Origin of the sequence: Pseudomonas gozinkensis, from assembly GCF_014863585.1 — a bacterium.
GTDB classification, from domain to species: Bacteria; Pseudomonadota; Gammaproteobacteria; order Pseudomonadales; family Pseudomonadaceae; genus Aquipseudomonas; species Aquipseudomonas gozinkensis.
Genome location: NZ_CP062253.1, coordinates 5,581,877 through 5,599,442, shown reverse-complemented (window position 1 = coordinate 5,599,442; position 17,566 = coordinate 5,581,877). Strand labels below are relative to the sequence as shown.

Here is a 17,566-nt window from a genome sequence, read left to right as displayed (position 1 = left end):
GAGAGTTCGAGGCATGCGTAGATCCAACCGAGGTTTCACCCTGATCGAAATCATGATCGTGATTGCGATCATCGGTATCGTCATCACCATCGGCTATCCGAGCCTCACCGAGTACGTGAAGAAGGGCCGCCGTGCCGACGTGGTGGGCAATTTGTCGGAACAGGCACAGATCCTCGAACGCTTCTATTCGAAGAACAACGTCTACACCGGTGTCACCGGGTTGAGCACTGGCAACGATTTCTACACCATCACGCCAACCATCACCGATCAGACTTTCCTGCTGACCGCGACCCGCAAGACCGGCACCGCCATGGCCACTGACAAGTGCGGGGATTTCACCCTTACCAATACCGGTGTCAGAAGCATGAACAACGCGACCACCGGGCTGACCACCAAGGATTGCTGGGGCCGCTGAGCCGCTTTATTTCGGGCGCCTTTTGCGCCCACTGTCTTTTTTACGGTTGGATCAAACATGACCAGGCAACAGCAAGTGGTGATTGTCGGTGGCGGGGTGATTGGCCTGCTCACTGCGTACAACCTCGCCTCCGAAGTCGGCAGCGTGGTGCTGCTGGATCGTTCGAATGTCGGCCAGGAATCGTCCTGGGCTGGCGGCGGTATCGTCTCTCCGCTGTATCCGTGGCGCTACAGCCCGGCCGTCACCGCGCTGGCGCACTGGTCACAGGATTTTTATCCACAGCTGGGCGAGCGTCTTTTTGCCGATACCGGGGTCGATCCCGAAGTGCACACCACCGGTCTGTACTGGCTGGACCTGGATGACGAAGCCGAAGCGCTAGCCTGGGCCGAGCGGGAAAACCGTCCGCTGCGGGCTGTGGATATCTCGGCCGCGCATGATGCGGTGCCGGTACTCGGTGGCGGTTTTTCCCGGGCGATCTACATGGCCGATGTGGCCAACGTGCGCAATCCGCGGCTGGTGAAATCATTGAAAGCGGCGTTGCAGGCGCTGCCGAACGTGACGATTCATGAGCAGTGTGAAGTCAGCGGGTTTGTCCGTGAAGGCGAGCAAGTGGTGGGGGTGCAGACTTCCACCGGTGTGATTGCCGGCGATCAGGTCGTGCTGACGGCGGGCGCGTGGAGCGGCGAACTGCTCAAGACCTTGAACCTGTCGCTGCCGGTGGAACCGGTCAAGGGCCAGATGATTCTCTACAAGTGTGCAGCGGATTTCCTGCCGAGCATGGTGCTGGCCAAGGGGCGCTACGCGATTCCGCGCCGCGACGGGCACATTCTGATCGGCAGCACACTGGAGCACGAAGGCTTCGACAAGACCCCGACGGACAACGCGCTGGAAAGCCTCAAGGCCTCGGCAGTCGAGTTGTTGCCGGCGCTGGCCGATGCCGAAGTGGTGGGGCACTGGGCCGGGCTGCGACCGGGTTCACCCGAAGGCATTCCATACATTGGCCGGGTTCCGGGGTTTGACGGTCTGTGGCTGAACTGCGGGCATTATCGCAACGGGCTGGTGCTGGCGCCGGCGTCCTGCCAGTTGTTTGCCGATGTGATGCTGGGGCGTGCGCCGATCATTGAGCCGGCGCCGTATGCACCGGCCGGACGAATCTGAAGCCAGATAAAAAGAACGCAGCCAACACCGGCTGCGTTTTTGTGCATCTTCAATCCAGACCCAGTTTCTTCAGCCTGTAGCGCATCGACCGAAATGACAGGCTCAACCGCTGCGCCGCCGCCGTGCGATTCCAGCGGGTTTCTTCCAGCGCCTGCAGAATCAGTTTGCGCTCGACGCTTTCCAGATAGTCTTCCAGGTTGTCGATCTGCGTCAGATCGGCAATACCGCCCTCGGCGTTGCCGTTACCTTCACTCAGGCGCAAATCCCCGGCCTCGATCGTGCGGTTTTCACACAGGGTGTGCGCCCGTTCAAGCACGTTTTCCAGCTCCCGCACGTTGCCCGGGAAACGGTAGTTTTTCAGCGCCTCAAGGGCATGAGGATGAAGACGTGCGGCCGGGTGTCCAGTGCCATTGGCCAGGCGCTTGAGCATATGGCCGGCCAGCGCTTCGATGTCATCGCGGCGCTCGCGCAGGGACGGCACACGCAGTTCGATCACGTTCAGCCGGTAATACAGGTCCTGACGAAAGCGCTCGGCAGCCACTTCCGCGTCGAGGTCCTTGTGCGTCGCGCAGAGGATGCGCACATCGACCACGGTTTCCTGTTGGCCGCCGACGCTGCGCACGGCTTTTTCCTGAATTGCCCGCAACAGCTTGACCTGCATCGACAGCGGCAGATCCGCCACTTCATCGAGGAACAGCGTGCCGCCATGAGCCGCCTGAAACAGCCCCGGCTTATCCTCCACCGCGCCGCTGAAACTGCCTTTGCGGTGGCCGAAGAACTCACTCTCCATCAACTCTGAAGGAATCGCCCCGCAGTTCACCGGCACAAATGGCTGACTGGCGCGCGGGCCCTGTTCATGAATCAGCCGGGCCACCAGCTCCTTGCCGCTGCCGGATTCGCCGCTGATGTAGACCGGTGCCTGGCTGCGGGCCAGTTTGTCGATCTGCTTGCGCAGGTTGCGCATTGGCGGTGAGTCGCCGAGCAGCCGCCGGTCGATCGAAGTGCAGACGTTGCCCGCCGCCGGCATGCGCAACGCCGAGCCGACCAGCTCGCGCAGGCGGGTCAGGTCCACCGGTTTGGTCAGGAAGTCGAACGCCCCGGACTTCAGGGCGTTGATCGCCGTTTCCAGGCTGCCGTAGGCGGTGATCATCGCCACCGGCAATTGTGGATAACGTTGCTGAATGTGCTGCACCAGTTCCAGGCCGGTGCCATCGGGCAGGCGCATGTCGGTCAGGCACAGATCGAAGGTCTCGCGGTGCAGCAACGCCTGGGCTTCCCCGAGATTACGTGCGCTGAAGGTGTCGAGTTTCATCCGTCCCAGGGTTATTTCCAGGAGTTCGCGGATATCCGGTTCGTCGTCGACGATGAGGATTTTTTGCCGTGGGCTCGTGTTCAACTTTGTTTCCGTCCGTGAGCAAAGGTGATGCGAAAGCAGCCGCCGCCTTGGCGTGATTTGAAGTCTAGGCGCGCTTGATTGCTTTCGCACAGCTCACGGGACAGATAAAGCCCAAGGCCGGTGCCCTGGCTGCTGGTGGTAAAGAACGGTTCGAACAGGTGAGCCTGCTGATCCAGCGGCACGCCGGGGCCATTGTCCTGCACCTCAAGCACGGCCAGCGTGCTTTCGGGGTCGATGAACAGCGTCAGCCAGACCTCGGCCGGATCGTGCAGCAGGGCACTGTGGCGCCAGCCGTTGCGTAACAGATTGTCGAGAATCTGTGTGAGCTGGCCAGGATCCATCAGGGTGCGAAAATCCCCCGGGCCGACGTGCAGGTGAATGAGCTGGCGTTCGCCGGCCTGTTCGCGGCTGTCGCAAACGAACTGTTCCAGCCACGGCTTGAGATCCAGCCGCTGCGGTGCGCTCTGCTGGCGGCGGGACAGTTGCAGGACGTTTTCGATGACTCGGTTCATGCGCTGGGAGTGGTCTTGAATGATCTGCGTCAGACGCCGATCCGCGCCGTCGAGTTCCTCGGATTCCTGCAACAGCTGCGCGGCATGACTGATGGCCCCCAGCGGATTGCGGATTTCATGGGCGATACCGGCGGTCAGTCGCCCCAGCGCAGCGAGTTTCAATTGCTGCGCCTGTTGGGCGATCTGGGCGAGGTCTTCGAGAAACACCAGGGTCTGGCGGTTCGGACTCTGTTCCAGGGCGATGAAGCTCGGCTGCAGCTCTAGGCCGTTGCCGGCGATTTTCAGGCTTTGCGGGCGCAGGGTAGGGTTGTTCAGCCACAGTTGCAGACGTTCGACCAGTGCGCTCGAGTGGTCGTCTATCAAATCGCCCTCAAGCTGCGTTTGCCCCAGCAGGGTCCTGGCGCTGTGGTTGGCCAGTTGCACCCGGCGTTGTTCGTCGAGCACCAGAATGCCGGTGCGCATGCGTTGCAGGATGAGCGCGTTGAGGGCTTCGAGTCCCACCACTTCGCTGGCGCGCAACTCGGCCAGGTTCTCACTGACTTCGAGACGGCGGATCAACCCCTGCACCAGCAGCGAAGCAGCAAAGCACAGGGCGCCGAGGGTACCGGCCTGCAGATAATCGTTGGCGCTCAGGGGATGGCTGAAACTCAACAGAAAGCTGAGCCCGACGATGCCGAGTGTGGCGACGGCGGCGATCAGCAAGCCGATACGTCGTCGCAGCAAGGTGTTGCTGATCGCCACCGAGACGATCAGCAAATTTCCGATCGCGCTGGCCACGCCGCCCGCTGCATAGAACACGCCGCACAGCAGCAGGATGTCGACCAGCGCGAGGCCGAATAGCTGGGCCGGGCGGCGGATATTCTCGAGGAACACTACCAGCAGGATGTTCAGCACCAGGTACAACCAGCTGCCGTTGCGCAGCAACTCGTCGTTGGCCGAGGTCAGCAGGCGGTTGTCCATGTTGCTGGAGATCAGCAATACCAGGGTGATGCCGACACTCAAACGGTACAGATGATAGAGGCGCAGCAGTCGCTGGGCCTGTTTGCTGTCGGCGTTGTCGGCCTCAGCGATCACTGGAACCGGGGCCTTGCTCAAGGTGAGCCTGGCTGCAATACCACTGTTGTTGAAGGTTCAGCGCGCGGTCGCGGGGCAGGTGCACGCCGCAATGGGCGCAGCGCACCATCGGCGCGGCATCCTGTTCGCGAGGCGATCGGGCGGACGAGGCGGGGGCCTTGAATTTGCGCCACAACCAGACGGCAGCGGCGATCAAGGCAATCCAGAACAGTAAACGAAGCATGATGGGCGGCTTTTCGGCTAATGATTCGGCAGTTTAGCTAAGGACCCGACAAGCGCACAGCCCAATCACACGCCGCAATAAAAAGGGAGATCCGAAGATCTCCCTTTTTGGCATCACCGAAGTGATCAGTCGAACAGACCGAAGGTCATGTAGCTGAAGATGGAACGGTCGCTGTCGCTCGACTCCGGTTCCGGCTCTTCGATCACATCGCCGTTTTCGTCTTTCGGCTTGAGCTCGTTCGGGATCGCGTCTTTCGCGTCCTGGAACTGCTTCTGCACGTCCTGGTTGGCACGGGTCTCTCCCGGCGGCAGCGGCGGACGGGATTCGATCAGGCCCAGAGTGGCCTTGCTCAGGAACGAACGGTTGTCGGCTTCGGCAACGCGAGGTACGAACTGGCCGTCCTGCAGGGTTGGGTGATTCGGGTAGTTGAGCTTCAGGGTTTCCAGACTGGTGGCCGCCAGATCGTCCAGGTGCAGACGCTGGTAGGCTTCGGTCATCACCGCCAGGCCGTCACCGACCGATGGGGTTTCCTGAAAGTTTTCTACTACATAACGACCACGGTTGGCAGCAGCGACATAGGCCTGACGGGTCAGGTAGTAGTCGGCCACGTGGATTTCGTAGGCAGCCAGCAGGTTGCGCAGGTAGATCATGCGCTGCTTGGCGTCAGGCGCGTAGCGGCTGTTCGGGTAGCGGCTGGTCAGCTGGGCGAACTCGTTATAGGAGTCGCGGGCAGCACCCGGGTCACGCTTGGTCATGTCCAGCGGCAGGAAGCGCGCCAGCAGGCCGACGTCCTGGTCGAACGAAGTCAGACCCTTGAGGTAGTAGGCGTAATCGACGTTCGGGTGCTGCGGGTGCAGACGAATGAAGCGCTCGGCGGCGGATTTTGCAGCTTCCGGCTCGGCGTTCTTGTAGTTGGCGTAGATCAGTTCCAGCTGCGCCTGATCGGCGTAGCGTCCGAACGGATAACGCGACTCCAGAGCCTTCAGCTTGGCTGTGGCGCTGGTGTAGCTGTTGTTGTCCAGGTCCTGTTGAGCCTGCTGGTACAGCTCGGCTTCACTCAGGTTTTCGTCTACGACTTCCTTCGATGAGCAAGCAGCGGTCAATGCGAGGATGGCGATCAGCAGCAGGTGTTTCACTTGCATGGCGGCTTGCGTCCCTATGACGGCCGCTGTCTTGGGCGGGGCCGTCCTGTTATGATGAGCGCCCCGTTGAAAAGCCCCGGGGCAAAAGACGCCGTATTTAACCACAAGCGCGCAGCCGAAACCAAAGGCTGTAGCCGACGCCCAGTCCGAGCATGTCCGATAAAATTGAACTTCGCGCAGAGGTGCCGTCCGAATTGGGCGGCCAACGCCTCGATCAAGTCGCCGCCCAACTCTTCGCCGAGCACTCGCGCTCGCGCCTTTCCGCCTGGATCAAAGAAGGTCGCCTGACTGTGGACGGGGCGGTCATCCGCCCGCGCGACATCGTTCATGGCGGTGCCATCCTTGAGCTCACTGCCGAGCAGGAGGCCCAGGGTGAATGGGTCGCTCAGGACATCGAACTCGACATCGTCTATGAAGACGACGACATTCTGGTGATCAACAAGCCTGCGGGCCTGGTGGTGCACCCGGCTGCCGGTCACGCTGATGGCACCTTGCTCAACGCCTTGCTGCACCACGTGCCGGACATCATCAATGTTCCGCGCGCCGGTATCGTGCATCGTCTGGACAAGGACACCACCGGTCTGATGGTGGTGGCCAAGACTATTCAGGCGCAGACCAAGCTGGTGGCGCAGTTGCAAAGCCGCAGCGTCAGCCGGATCTACGAGTGCATCGTGATCGGCGTGGTCACCGCTGGCGGCAAGATCAACGCCCCGATCGGTCGTCACGGCCAGCAGCGCCAGCGCATGGCGGTGATGGAAGGCGGCAAGCCGGCCGTCAGCCACTACCGCGTGCTGGAGCGTTTCCGTTCCCACACCCACGTGCGGGTGAAGCTGGAAACCGGTCGTACTCACCAGATTCGCGTGCACATGTCGCACATCAATTTCCCGTTGGTCGGGGATCCTGCGTATGGCGGTCGTTTCCGTATTCCGCCGGCCGCGAGCCAGACCATGGTCGAATCCCTCAAGCACTTCCCGCGTCAGGCCCTGCACGCGCGGTTCCTCGAGCTGGATCATCCGACCACCGGTGAGCGCATGAGCTGGGAATCGCCGCTGCCGGAAGATCTGGTCTGGCTGCTGACCCTGCTCAAGCAGGACCGCGAGGCATTCGTCGGATGAACTGGCTGACGCCGGACTGGCCCGCGCCGGCCAGCGTCAAGGCCTGTGTCACCACCCGCGAGGGCGGCATCAGCGAGGCGCCGTTCGACAGCCTCAACCTGGGCGATCATGTCGATGACCGCCCGGAGGCCGTCGCCGAGAACCGTCGGCGCCTGACCGAACACTTCTCTATAAAGCCTGCCTGGTTGCAGCAAGTGCACGGGATTGCCGTAGCGCATGCTGATCCGTCCGTGGTGGCCACGGCGGACGCCAGCTGGACGGATACTCCTGGAATCGCTTGTGCAGCGATGACCGCCGACTGCCTGCCGGCGCTGTTCTGCGACCGTGCCGGTACTCGCGTGGCAGCGGCTCATGCCGGTTGGCGTGGTCTGGCGGCCGGCGTGCTGGAAGCCACCCTCGACAGTCTGGATGTACCCGCCGAAGACGTTCTGGTCTGGCTCGGTCCGGCCATCGGCCCGCAAGCCTTTGAAGTCGGCCCGGAAGTCCGGGAAGTCTTCATCAATCAATTGCTCGAAGCCGAGACGGCCTTTGTCCCGAGCCACAACGCCGGCAAGTTCATGGCCGACATCTATAAGCTGGCGCGGCTGCGTCTGGCGGTTCGCGGTGTCACCGCTGTTTATGGTGGCGGTTTCTGTACCGTGACCGATCCTCGCTTCTTTTCTTATCGCCGTGCATCGCGCACTGGTCGCTTCGCCTCCCTTGTCTGGCTCACCCGCTAAGCTTGTCTGACCTGCATCAACACCCTGACGCTTGAATCTTCCAGAATCGACCGCATCTATAGCGGTATCTGGCAGGTTTCTTTATTCAGGATGGTTTTTAGGTCCGGCCTGCTCAAAAGGAAGGTGACCCATGCGTATAGACCGTTTAACCAGCAAATTGCAGTTGGCGTTGTCCGATGCCCAATCCCTGGCTGTCGGCCACGATCATCCGGCCATCGAGCCGGCGCATTTGATGCAAGCCATGCTTGAACAGCAGGGTGGTTCGATCAAACCCCTGTTGATGCAGGTGGGCTTCGACGTCAACAGCTTGCGTAAAGAGCTGACCAAAGAGCTCGATCAATTACCGAAAATCCAGAACCCGACCGGCGACGTCAACATGTCGCAGGATCTGGCGCGTCTGCTCAACCAGGCCGACCGTCTGGCCCAGCAGAAGGGCGACCAGTTCATTTCCAGCGAACTGGTGCTGCTCGCTGCGATGGACGAGAACAGCAAGCTCGGCAAGTTGCTGCTCGGCCAGGGCGTGAGCAAAAAAGCGCTGGAGAATGCAATCAACAACCTGCGCGGTGGCGAGGCGGTCAATGACGCCAACCACGAAGAGTCGCGTCAGGCACTGGATAAATACACTGTCGACCTGACCAAGCGCGCCGAAGAAGGCAAGCTTGACCCGGTGATCGGCCGTGACGACGAGATCCGTCGCACCATTCAGGTTCTGCAACGCCGCACCAAGAACAACCCGGTGCTGATCGGTGAACCTGGCGTGGGTAAAACCGCGATTGCCGAAGGTCTGGCTCAGCGCATCATCAACGGCGAAGTACCGGATGGCCTGCGCGGCAAGCGGCTGCTGTCCCTCGACATGGGGGCGCTGATTGCCGGTGCCAAGTATCGCGGCGAGTTTGAAGAGCGCCTGAAAGCGCTGCTCAACGAGCTGTCGAAGCAGGAAGGGCAGATCATTCTGTTCATCGACGAACTGCACACCATGGTCGGCGCCGGCAAGGGCGAAGGCTCGATGGACGCCGGCAACATGCTCAAACCGGCGTTGGCCCGTGGCGAGCTGCATTGCGTCGGCGCGACCACGCTCAACGAGTACCGCCAATATATAGAGAAGGACGCGGCCCTCGAGCGGCGCTTCCAGAAAGTACTGGTGGACGAGCCGAGCGAAGAAGACACCATCGCGATCCTGCGTGGCCTCAAGGAGCGTTACGAGGTTCACCACAAGGTCGCGATTACCGACGGCGCGATCATCGCGGCGGCCAAGCTCAGCCATCGCTACATCACTGACCGGCAGCTGCCGGACAAGGCGATCGACCTGATCGACGAAGCGGCCAGCCGTATCCGCATGGAGATCGACTCCAAGCCGGAAGTGCTGGATCGTCTGGAGCGGCGCCTGATTCAACTGAAAGTCGAATCCCAGGCCCTGAAGAAAGAAAGCGACGAAGCGGCGATCAAGCGTCTGGAAAAACTCCAGGAAGAAATCGTCCGCCACGAGCGGGAGTATTCGGATCTGGAAGAAATCTGGAACTCGGAAAAAGCCGAGGTGCAGGGTTCTGCGCAGATTCAGCAGAAGATCGAACAGTCCCGTCAGGAACTGGAAGCCGCGCGCCGCAAAGGTGACCTGAACCGCATGGCCGAGTTGCAGTACGGGGTGATCCCCGATCTGGAGCGCAGCCTGCAAATGGTCGACCAGCACGGCAAGAGCGAGAACCAGTTGCTGCGCAGCAAGGTAACCGAAGAGGAAATCGCCGAAGTCGTTTCGAAGTGGACCGGTATTCCGGTGTCGAAAATGCTCGAAGGCGAGCGCGACAAGCTGATGAAGATGGAAAGCCTGTTGCATCAGCGCGTGATCGGCCAGGACGAAGCGGTGGTCGCAGTGGCCAACGCGGTGCGGCGTTCCCGTGCCGGGTTGTCTGACCCGAATCGTCCGAGCGGCTCGTTCATGTTCCTCGGCCCGACCGGTGTCGGTAAAACCGAGCTGTGCAAGGCGCTGGCCGAATTCCTCTTCGACACTGAAGAGGCGATGGTGCGGATCGACATGTCCGAGTTCATGGAGAAACATTCCGTGGCACGGCTGATCGGTGCGCCACCGGGCTACGTCGGCTACGAAGAGGGCGGTTACCTGACCGAAGCGGTACGGCGCAAGCCTTACTCGGTGATCCTGCTGGACGAAGTCGAGAAGGCGCACCCGGACGTGTTCAACATCCTGCTGCAGGTGCTGGAGGATGGTCGTCTGACCGACAGCCATGGCCGCACGGTAGACTTCCGCAATACCGTGATCGTCATGACCTCCAACCTGGGTTCTATGCAGATCCAGGAATTGGTCGGTGATCGTGAAGCGCAACGGGCAGCGGTGATGGATGCGATTTCCACCCACTTCCGTCCGGAGTTCATCAACCGGGTCGACGAAGTGGTGATCTTCGAGCCATTGGCACGGGATCAGATCGCGGGCATTACCGAGATCCAGCTGGGCCGTCTGCGCAGCCGTCTGGCCGAGCGCGAGCTGAGGCTGGAACTGAGCCCTGAGGCGATGGACAAGCTGATTGCCGTCGGTTACGACCCGGTCTATGGCGCACGGCCGCTGAAGCGGGCGATCCAGCGCTGGATCGAGAACCCGTTGGCGCAGTTGATCCTGTCGGGACGTTTCCTGCCGGGCGAGACCGCGACCGGTGTCGTGGAGAACGACGAGATCACATTCAACTGACGCCTGACGGTGGTGAAGTAATCAAGGCCTCGCAATGCGAGGCCTTTTTTTTCGCCAGGCTGTTGAACTCAAAGGAAAAGGCTTGTAAAGTGCGCCCCGCAGTCAGTCACCAACACGGTTTCAGCTCACTGGGCAGAAATCTGAAATAAGTTGCAAATCATTAACTTGAAAGCAATTTAGGGGGTTGACAGAGGTGTTCTAGGTTGTAGAATAGCGCGCCTCAGACACACGAACGCAGCGATGCGAAAACGGTGTCGAGAAGCTGCAAGTTTCACCGTAGTAAATTGAAATATGTAGTTCCGTGATAGCTCAGTCGGTAGAGCAAATGACTGTTAATCATTGGGTCCCAGGTTCGAGTCCTGGTCACGGAGCCAATTTCAAGCCGGGGTATAGCGCAGTCCGGTAGCGCGCCTGCTTTGGGAGCAGGATGTCAGGAGTTCGAATCCCCTTACCCCGACCATTTTTGGGTCGTTAGCTCAGTTGGTAGAGCAGTTGGCTTTTAACCAATTGGTCGTAGGTTCGAATCCCACACGACCCACCATTTTTGAAACCAGTTAGCGCTGGGATCGAATCTTAAGATCAGAGGCCAAAAGCGCTGATCAAAGAAGGCGATCTTTGAAAGATCGCCTTTTTTTTACCGGGGTATAGCGCAGTCCGGTAGCGCGCCTGCTTTGGGAGCAGGATGTCAGGAGTTCGAATCCCCTTACCCCGACCATATTAAAAATCCTCGTATCGAAAGATACGGGGATTTTTTTTGCTCTTCGAAAAGGTTTCATTCAAGTCGTCATACAACTTGCCGATAGCCCGCTAACGAAAGGGGCCTGCCATCCATCGCCCCTTGCATCCGGCCATTACAAGAAAAAGGGCGTTCGTCATGTTGCTTCGTCAGTTGAATATTGCTCCCCGTGCGGCCCTGGGCTTTGCCCTGATCGCGGTGCTGGTAGCGTTGCTCGGGGTGTTTGCTCTGGGGCAGATGTCGAGCATCCGCGACAGCGAAGTGGCGGTGGAGACGCAGTGGCTGCCGAGCATTCGCGGTGGCGACGAGATTCGCGAGATCATGTTGCGCATTCGCACCATTTCCCTGCGTATGGCGCTGGATCAGGATCCGGCCAACATCGCCACGTACCGCAGCCAGATGGACACCCGCGACAAGGAACTGAGCGAGAAAATCGCCGCCTACGACCGGCTGGTGACTACCCCGGAAGGTCAGCAGTTGTACGAACAGTTCAAGAAAACCTTTGCCGCCTACCGCACCGGCATCGCCCAGTCGTTCACCCTCGCTGAGCAAGGCAAGCGCGACGAGCTGACCAAACTGCTGCTCGTCGACATGAAAACCGTGGTCGACGGCTCCGGCAAACAACTCAACGACCTGGCGGATCTGTTCGCCCGACAGGTCGCCGCTGAAAGCCAGAACTCCGCTGCCCACTATGAAACCTCGCGCACCATCGTGACTTTGTTTATCGCTCTGGCGGCGCTGGCGACCGTGGCCTTGGCGATGTTGCTCACCCGCAGCATCGTCCGTCCCCTGAGCGCTGCCGTCGACGCTGCCGAGCACGTCGCCAGGGGCGATCTGACCCGTCCGATCGAAACCCACGGCAACGATGAAGTCAGCCGTCTGCTCAAGGCGTTGGCGACGATGCAGCAGAACCTGCGCGAAACCCTGCAGGGTATCAGCGGTTCTGCCACGCAACTGGCGACGGCTTCCGACGAATTGAGCGCGGTCACCCACGACAGCACGCAAGGGCTGCAACAGCAGAACAACGAAATCGAACAGGCCGCCACCGCCGTCAACGAGATGACCACGGCCGTCGAGGAGGTCGCCCGCAATGCGGTGTCGACGTCCGACGCCACCCGCCAGTCCAGCGAGTCGGCGCAGTTGGGTCAGGAGCGGGTCAGCGAAACTGCCGACGCCATCAACGCTCTGGCCAGCGAAGTCGAGCACACGGGTGAGCTGGTGCAGTCACTGGCCAATCAATCTCAGGACATCGGCAAAGTGCTGGACGTAATCCGTGCGATTGCCGAACAGACCAACCTGCTGGCGCTCAATGCCGCCATCGAAGCGGCGCGGGCCGGGGAGAGCGGGCGCGGGTTCGCGGTGGTCGCCGACGAAGTCCGGGCGCTGGCTTATCGCACGCAGCAATCGACCCAGGAAATCGAGCAAATGGTGCAGGGCATGCGCAACGGTTCGAGCCTGGCGCTGGAGTCGATGCAGGCCAGTGCCTCTCGCGCTGCCACCACACTGGTGCTGGCCGAGCGGGCCGGTGAAGCGTTGCAGACGATCACGGCCTCGGTAAATGAAATCCACGAGCGCAATCTGGTGATCGCCAGCGCCGCCGAAGAACAGGCGCAGGTGGCGCGGGAAGTGGATCGCAATCTGGTGAACATTCGCGATCTGTCGGTTCGCTCGGCAGCCGGTGCCGATCAAACCAATGCGTCCAGCCATGAACTGTCGCAACTGGCCAACGCATTGCAGGGCTTGGTGCGCCGCTTCCAGTTGTAATCGTGATGATGTGAAAAAGCCGCGCTTCTCGTCAGAGAAAGCGCGGCTTTGTTTTGTCGGGTGTCTGAAAAATCAGGCACCGTCCTGGTCTTTCAGGTGTTCGAACAGGCCTTTCGGCATTTTTTTGCCATTGGCTTCGAAGTTGGCTTTGACGTTGTTGTACGCCTCTTGCTCGTCGATGAAACCGTCGTGGTTGGTGTCGATCTTGTCGAAGTCGGACTTCGGCGCGACCTTCAGGAACTCGGCGCGCGAGACCTTGCCGTCGCCATCGGTGTCGGTCTTGGCCATCGACGCATCGCCGCATTTGCCTTCACCGCATTTCCCTTCCGGGGTTTTCACCGAGGTCTCGGCCGAAGCGACCATGTAGCCCTGGGCCAGCGGTTGCGCGGCGAACACCGAGCCTGAAAGCATCAGGCCGCCGGCCAGTACGGCACCGACCAGGCCAAGGGAGTTTTTGCCGATTTTCGAAGTACGGGACATTGCATTCTCCTTCGGTTGCACAGCGCAACCACACGTTAAGGGCGATCAGCCGGAGCAGGTGTGCTCGGGTGTGGCCATTAAGCGGTGGCGGTGTATCGCGTCTGTGTCTAGGAGTAGGGAGTTTGTAAGCGAAGGTGCGGAAGGTGTGGCGCAGATACAGTAGAAAACAGATCTTTCGATTAACACAAAACACTGTGGGAGCGAGCTTGCTCGCGAATGAGGCTGGTCAGCCGATGCATTTGTCGACTGATCCACCGTCTTCGTGAGCAAGCTCACTCCCACAGAGTGTTACATCAGTGCAGCTTCAGGCGTGGCTCGGTGCCGCGTCCGATCTTGCTGCCCAGCATCAGCATCGCTGTGCGGAACGGCCCGTATAGCGCCATCTGGTGCATGCGGTACAGCGACACGTAAAACATCCGCGCCAGCCAGCCCTCAAGCATCACACTGCCGGTCAGGTTGCCCATCAAGTTACCCACAGCCGAAAAACGCGACAGCGAAATCAGCGAGCCGTAGTCGGTGTATTTGTACTCCGGCAAGGTCTTGCCTTCGATGCGCAGTTTCAGCGACTTGGCCAGCAACGACGCCTGTTGGTGAGCAGCCTGGGCCCGTGGCGGAACGTTGCGATCGGAGCCCGGTTGCGGGCACGCGGCGCAGTCACCGAAGGCGAAGATGTTTTCGTCCCGGGTGGTCTGCAACGTCGGCAGCACTTGCAGCTGGTTGATGCGGTTGGTTTCCAGGCCATCGATGTCCTTGAGGAAACCCGGTGCGCGGATCCCGGCGGCCCAGACTTTCAGGCTGGCCTTGATCTCGTTGCCGTCGGCGGTGATCAGGCTGTCGGCGGTGACCTGGCTGACCGAGGCGTTGGTCATCACGTTGACTCCGAGTTTCTCCAGAGTCTTGTGCACCGGCCCGCTGATGCGCTCCGGCAGGGCTGGCAGCACCCGTGGCCCGGCTTCGATCAGGGTGATGTGCATGTTTTCCGGTTTGATCCGGTCCAGGCCGTAAGCCGCCAGTTCATGGGCGGCGTTGTGCAGCTCGGCCGCCAGTTCGACGCCTGTGGCGCCGGCGCCGACGATGGCCACGCTGATCTGCTGGACCACATCGGTTTGCCCGGCGTGCGCGCGCAGATAGTGATTGAGCAGTTGCTGGTGGAAGCGCTCGGCCTGTTTGCGGGTGTCGAGGAACAGGCAGTGCTGCGCGGCGCCCTGGGTGCCGAAATCGTTGGTGGTGCTGCCGACCGCGATCACCAGCGAGTCGTAGGGCACTTCCCGCGCCGGGACCAGCTCAACGCCGTTTTCGTCGTAGGTGGCAGCCAGCTGGATCTTCTTCTGCTCACGGTCGAGCCCGCTCATGCGCCCCAGCTGAAACTCGAAGTGGTTCCATTTGGCCTGGGCGACATAGTTGAGTTCGTCCTCGGAAGAGTTCAGCGATCCGGCGGCCACTTCGTGCAGCAGCGGTTTCCAGATGTGCGTGAGGTTCGCGTCGACCAGCATGATGCTGGCGGTACCGCGTTTGCCCAGAGTCTTACCCAGACGGGTAGCCAACTCCAGACCGCCGGCGCCGCCGCCGACAATGACAATACGATGGGACATAGGAATAGCTCGCAAGGTTTTTAAAGGAAATCGGTACAGCTAACCGAGCGAGCGCGATGCAGCTCATAGCGTCAGGTAACTGATAAATCGGCTCAACAGGCCCAGACCAATGGTCACTGCCAGCACCAGCACCAGGAGCATCCACGGCCGGAATGGCCGGCGCTCGACACGGTGTTGGGACAACTGCAGGTACTCTTCGACATGCTTCTGGTCTTCGGGGTTCAGGCGGCTGGTCATAAAGGCCTCGTCAGGTAGACGTTACTGAATGAGAACACGCTACAGCGGATTTCAACCGGGATTGAACGCAGCATAGCCACTGTCCGGGACCGGTTCGACAGACACACTGTCCCCGAGGCGAATGATCCCGCTTTGTAACACTCGCGCGGTGATTCCGCCATGCCCGCGCACGGCCTGGAACGTTCCGGGGCCAAGGTTGTTTTGCAGACGCGCACACGGCTGGCACCAGCCTGTGGTTTCGAAAATCGCCTGGCCAATGCGAAAGCGCCGCCCCTTGAGGCTGAACAAGTTGATCCCGCTTATAACGAGATTGCGCCGCAGATCTTCAGGCGTGACCGGTTGTTCGGCCGACCGGCCCATCAAGCCGCTGATGACAGCCAGATGTTCCCACTGAATCAGCGTCACCTGCCGCGCATTGCGCACACCGGGCCGCGCGTGATCGCCGGTGAGCCCGGCTTCAAGCCGCGCCTCCACGGCATCGAGCGCGAGCATCGGCCCCCGTGACTCGGGGCGCACGCCAATCCAGCGCACGCATCCGGTCTGCGGGACATCGGCAATCAATTGTTGAAGTGGCGTCACAGGCTGATCCCGACATCGAACACGATGCTGCGTCCCAGGTTGCCGCGCAGAAAATCCGGGGCATCGGGGTGGGCGAACAGCACCCGCGCAAAGGTCGGCCCGACCAGCGACAGCGAACGCCAGCCCTGACGCAGGTATTCGGTGGGTGGCGGAAAGTGGCTGTTCAGGTCGAGCACTTCGCGCTTCAGGCTGGCGAAGGCAATGATGTCCAGCTCGCCCAGGTCCATCCCGCGTTCCTTGTAGTTGTGCGCTTTCTTGCGCAAGGTCGGCGCCAGTCTCAGCAGAAATTCATTGGCCGGAATCCGCCGCGGCTTGGCCTCGCGGCGCACCAGTTGGCTGAGGGAAAACGCACTGCGCCGCCGTTGCAGCTCATCGCGCCATTCGTCGTTGAGCCGACGGCCCTCGTCGAGGACGAAAAACACTTCGAAGTTGGCGTCGCGAAACAACACGTCCGGCGGCTCACCGGCGGGCGCGAATTCGTCGGCGCGATAAGGAATATTCAAGCCTTGCAGCAGGCGCTGGCAGACCCAACGCTCACGCTCCCATTTGCGGGCATTGGACAGGAATGCGTTGGCTTGCTCGGCCGCGATGGTCAGCAGGCGTAAATAATCTGAGTCATCCATAGGCCCAAGCTTAGCGTTCAATTGCGACAAGCAGAAAGCTTTGCATCGGCAGATCTCCTGCCGTGCAGGTGTAGACTTCGCCGCAGGAGCGCCAATCAAAGGAGTCTGCGGTGCGAATGAAGGTGATGGGATCATGATCGGTGCAGAACTGTTGTCATCGGCGAGCCTGACGGTCGGCTGGCTGATTTACTTGCCGGTGCTGCTCTGGGCAATTGTCCGCGCACCGTGGGTCGAACTGTTCAGCGACAGCCGCCGTCAGCACTTGCTGTTCGGCACAGTGTTCGCGTTGTTTCTGCTGTGGCTGGTGCGCAGGGATTTCGACACCGGGGTGTCTTACCACTTCATCGGCATGACGGCGGTGACGCTGCTGCTGGACTGGCCGCTGGCGATCCTCGGCGGACTGGTGGCGCAACTGGGACTGGTGCTGCTGGGGCGTCAGGATCTGGTGGCTGTCGGGGTCAACGGCGCCTTGCTGATTCTGTTGCCGGTGTTGATTACCGAGTGTGTGGCGATCCTGGTCGAGCGCGCCCAGCCGCGCAATCCGTTCGTGTACATCTTCTGTTCCGGCTTTTTCGCCGCCGCGCTGTCGGCGTTGTTCTGCCTGACGCTGAGCCTGACGTTGCTCTGGTACGACGGCCTCTTCGCCATGCCCGAATGGCTGGAGGATTTCATCGGTTACCTGTGGCTGCTGATTTTTCCCGAAGCCTTCATCAACGGCATGGTCGTCAGCGCCTTGGTGGTGTTTTGCCCGGAGTGGCTGGAGACCTTCAACCGCACCCGCTACCTTTCGGCGCCGTGGAAGGACGACGATCCCAAGTCTTGATCCACATCAAATCCACCCGGCGTGCGGCATTTCATGCTCGGCCAAATCCCTTCAGGAGCAGCGGCATGAGCGTGTACGAGTGGGCGAGGCAGGAAACCCGGCAGAGTCTGGAGATGGCGCAGGAGGTGGGGTTCGATCCGGGCCTGAGCCTGCGTGCCTTGCTCAGTGCGGTGGTGCAGCAGAGCAAGGCGGTGCGCAACGCCGAAGACCTGGCCGACGAGTTGCGCTTTCTGGCGGAAAACCTCGACGACGATCAGGACTACGGCTTCATGCGGCCCTGAGC

At 60.8% G+C, this 17,566-nt stretch carries 17 protein-coding genes and 4 tRNA genes; 12 read left to right on the top strand and 9 right to left on the bottom strand.

Features of this window, described 5'->3' with window-relative positions; all coding sequences use genetic code 11:
- Positions 1-13 precede the first annotated feature (13 nt).
- Positions 14-415, top strand: coding sequence for a type IV pilin protein (locus tag IHQ43_RS24935; protein WP_192562446.1), 402 nt, complete (start codon positions 14-16; stop codon positions 413-415).
- A gap of 57 nt (positions 416-472) precedes the next feature.
- The gene (thiO, locus tag IHQ43_RS24930; RefSeq protein WP_192562445.1) at positions 473-1,573 is read left to right on the top strand and encodes a glycine oxidase ThiO; all 1,101 of its coding nucleotides are present in this window, start codon (positions 473-475) and stop codon (positions 1,571-1,573) included.
- Positions 1,574-1,622: 49 nt separating this feature from the next.
- Here thiO and IHQ43_RS24925 read toward each other — a convergent pair whose 3' ends face one another.
- The 4 genes from IHQ43_RS24925 to IHQ43_RS24910 form a co-directional block, all read right to left on the bottom strand.
- Positions 1,623-2,969, bottom strand: a complete 1,347-nt coding sequence (locus tag IHQ43_RS24925; RefSeq protein WP_192562444.1) for a sigma-54-dependent transcriptional regulator — start codon at positions 2,967-2,969, stop codon at positions 1,623-1,625.
- The gene (locus tag IHQ43_RS24920) at positions 2,966-4,555 is read right to left on the bottom strand and encodes a sensor histidine kinase (protein ID WP_192565058.1); all 1,590 of its coding nucleotides are present in this window, start codon (positions 4,553-4,555) and stop codon (positions 2,966-2,968) included. Before IHQ43_RS24920 ends, IHQ43_RS24925 begins: the two co-directional genes overlap by 4 nt.
- Positions 4,545-4,778, bottom strand: coding sequence for a PP0621 family protein (locus IHQ43_RS24915; RefSeq protein WP_115079251.1), 234 nt, complete (start codon positions 4,776-4,778; stop codon positions 4,545-4,547). Before IHQ43_RS24915 ends, IHQ43_RS24920 begins: the two co-directional genes overlap by 11 nt.
- A gap of 125 nt (positions 4,779-4,903) precedes the next feature.
- Complete coding sequence (locus IHQ43_RS24910) at positions 4,904-5,920, bottom strand: outer membrane protein assembly factor BamD (protein WP_127799984.1); 1,017 nt, start codon at positions 5,918-5,920, stop codon at positions 4,904-4,906.
- Between the two features lie 152 nt (positions 5,921-6,072).
- On the opposite strand from IHQ43_RS24910, the gene rluD reads away from it, so the two are divergent.
- The 8 genes from rluD (at position 6,073) to IHQ43_RS24870 (ending at position 12,949) form a co-directional block, all read left to right on the top strand.
- The gene (rluD, locus tag IHQ43_RS24905) at positions 6,073-7,035 is read left to right on the top strand and encodes a 23S rRNA pseudouridine(1911/1915/1917) synthase RluD (protein ID WP_192562443.1); all 963 of its coding nucleotides are present in this window, start codon (positions 6,073-6,075) and stop codon (positions 7,033-7,035) included.
- Positions 7,032-7,754 carry a peptidoglycan editing factor PgeF gene (gene pgeF / locus IHQ43_RS24900; RefSeq protein ID WP_192562442.1) on the top strand — a complete coding sequence of 241 codons (723 nt, stop codon included), beginning with the start codon at positions 7,032-7,034 and terminating at the stop codon, positions 7,752-7,754. Before rluD ends, pgeF begins: the two co-directional genes overlap by 4 nt.
- A 130-nt stretch (positions 7,755-7,884) precedes the next feature.
- Complete coding sequence (gene clpB, locus IHQ43_RS24895; protein ID WP_192562441.1) at positions 7,885-10,449, top strand: ATP-dependent chaperone ClpB; 2,565 nt, start codon at positions 7,885-7,887, stop codon at positions 10,447-10,449.
- 298 nt (positions 10,450-10,747) lie between these two features.
- A tRNA-Asn gene (locus IHQ43_RS24890) sits at positions 10,748-10,823 on the top strand.
- 9 nt (positions 10,824-10,832) lie between these two features.
- Positions 10,833-10,909: transfer RNA gene (locus IHQ43_RS24885), tRNA-Pro, on the top strand.
- A 5-nt stretch (positions 10,910-10,914) separates the two neighbouring features.
- Positions 10,915-10,990, top strand: a tRNA-Lys gene (locus IHQ43_RS24880).
- A gap of 97 nt (positions 10,991-11,087) precedes the next feature.
- Positions 11,088-11,164: transfer RNA gene (locus IHQ43_RS24875), tRNA-Pro, on the top strand.
- Positions 11,165-11,323: 159 nt separating this feature from the next.
- A complete protein-coding gene (locus IHQ43_RS24870; RefSeq protein ID WP_192562440.1) occupies positions 11,324-12,949 on the top strand; it encodes a methyl-accepting chemotaxis protein in 1,626 nt (541 codons plus the stop codon).
- Positions 12,950-13,021: 72 nt separating this feature from the next.
- On the opposite strand, the gene IHQ43_RS24865 is transcribed toward IHQ43_RS24870, so the two are convergent.
- The 5 genes from IHQ43_RS24865 to IHQ43_RS24845 form a co-directional block, all read right to left on the bottom strand.
- Complete coding sequence (locus IHQ43_RS24865; protein WP_007959573.1) at positions 13,022-13,429, bottom strand: HvfA family oxazolone/thioamide-modified RiPP metallophore; 408 nt, start codon at positions 13,427-13,429, stop codon at positions 13,022-13,024.
- 293 nt (positions 13,430-13,722) lie between these two features.
- Complete coding sequence (locus IHQ43_RS24860; protein WP_064599500.1) at positions 13,723-15,021, bottom strand: NAD(P)/FAD-dependent oxidoreductase; 1,299 nt, start codon at positions 15,019-15,021, stop codon at positions 13,723-13,725.
- A gap of 63 nt (positions 15,022-15,084) precedes the next feature.
- On the bottom strand, positions 15,085-15,258 hold the full coding sequence (locus tag IHQ43_RS24855) for a DUF3094 domain-containing protein (protein WP_007909875.1): 174 nt from the start codon (positions 15,256-15,258) through the stop codon (positions 15,085-15,087).
- A gap of 51 nt (positions 15,259-15,309) precedes the next feature.
- Positions 15,310-15,837 (bottom strand): MOSC domain-containing protein, encoded by a 528-nt coding sequence (locus IHQ43_RS24850; RefSeq protein ID WP_085655054.1) that lies wholly within the window; start codon positions 15,835-15,837, stop codon positions 15,310-15,312.
- The gene (locus IHQ43_RS24845; RefSeq protein WP_007959580.1) at positions 15,834-16,460 is read right to left on the bottom strand and encodes a DUF1780 domain-containing protein; all 627 of its coding nucleotides are present in this window, start codon (positions 16,458-16,460) and stop codon (positions 15,834-15,836) included. Before IHQ43_RS24845 ends, IHQ43_RS24850 begins: the two co-directional genes overlap by 4 nt.
- 133 nt (positions 16,461-16,593) lie before the next feature.
- Here IHQ43_RS24845 and IHQ43_RS24840 point away from each other — a divergent pair, with 133 nt between their 5' ends.
- Together IHQ43_RS24840 and IHQ43_RS24835 are read left to right on the top strand one after the other, a co-directional pair.
- Positions 16,594-17,283, top strand: coding sequence for an energy-coupling factor ABC transporter permease (locus IHQ43_RS24840; protein ID WP_192562439.1), 690 nt, complete (start codon positions 16,594-16,596; stop codon positions 17,281-17,283).
- 65 nt (positions 17,284-17,348) lie between these two features.
- Positions 17,349-17,564 (top strand): hypothetical protein, encoded by a 216-nt coding sequence (locus tag IHQ43_RS24835; RefSeq protein WP_007959584.1) that lies wholly within the window; start codon positions 17,349-17,351, stop codon positions 17,562-17,564.
- Positions 17,565-17,566 lie beyond the last annotated feature (2 nt).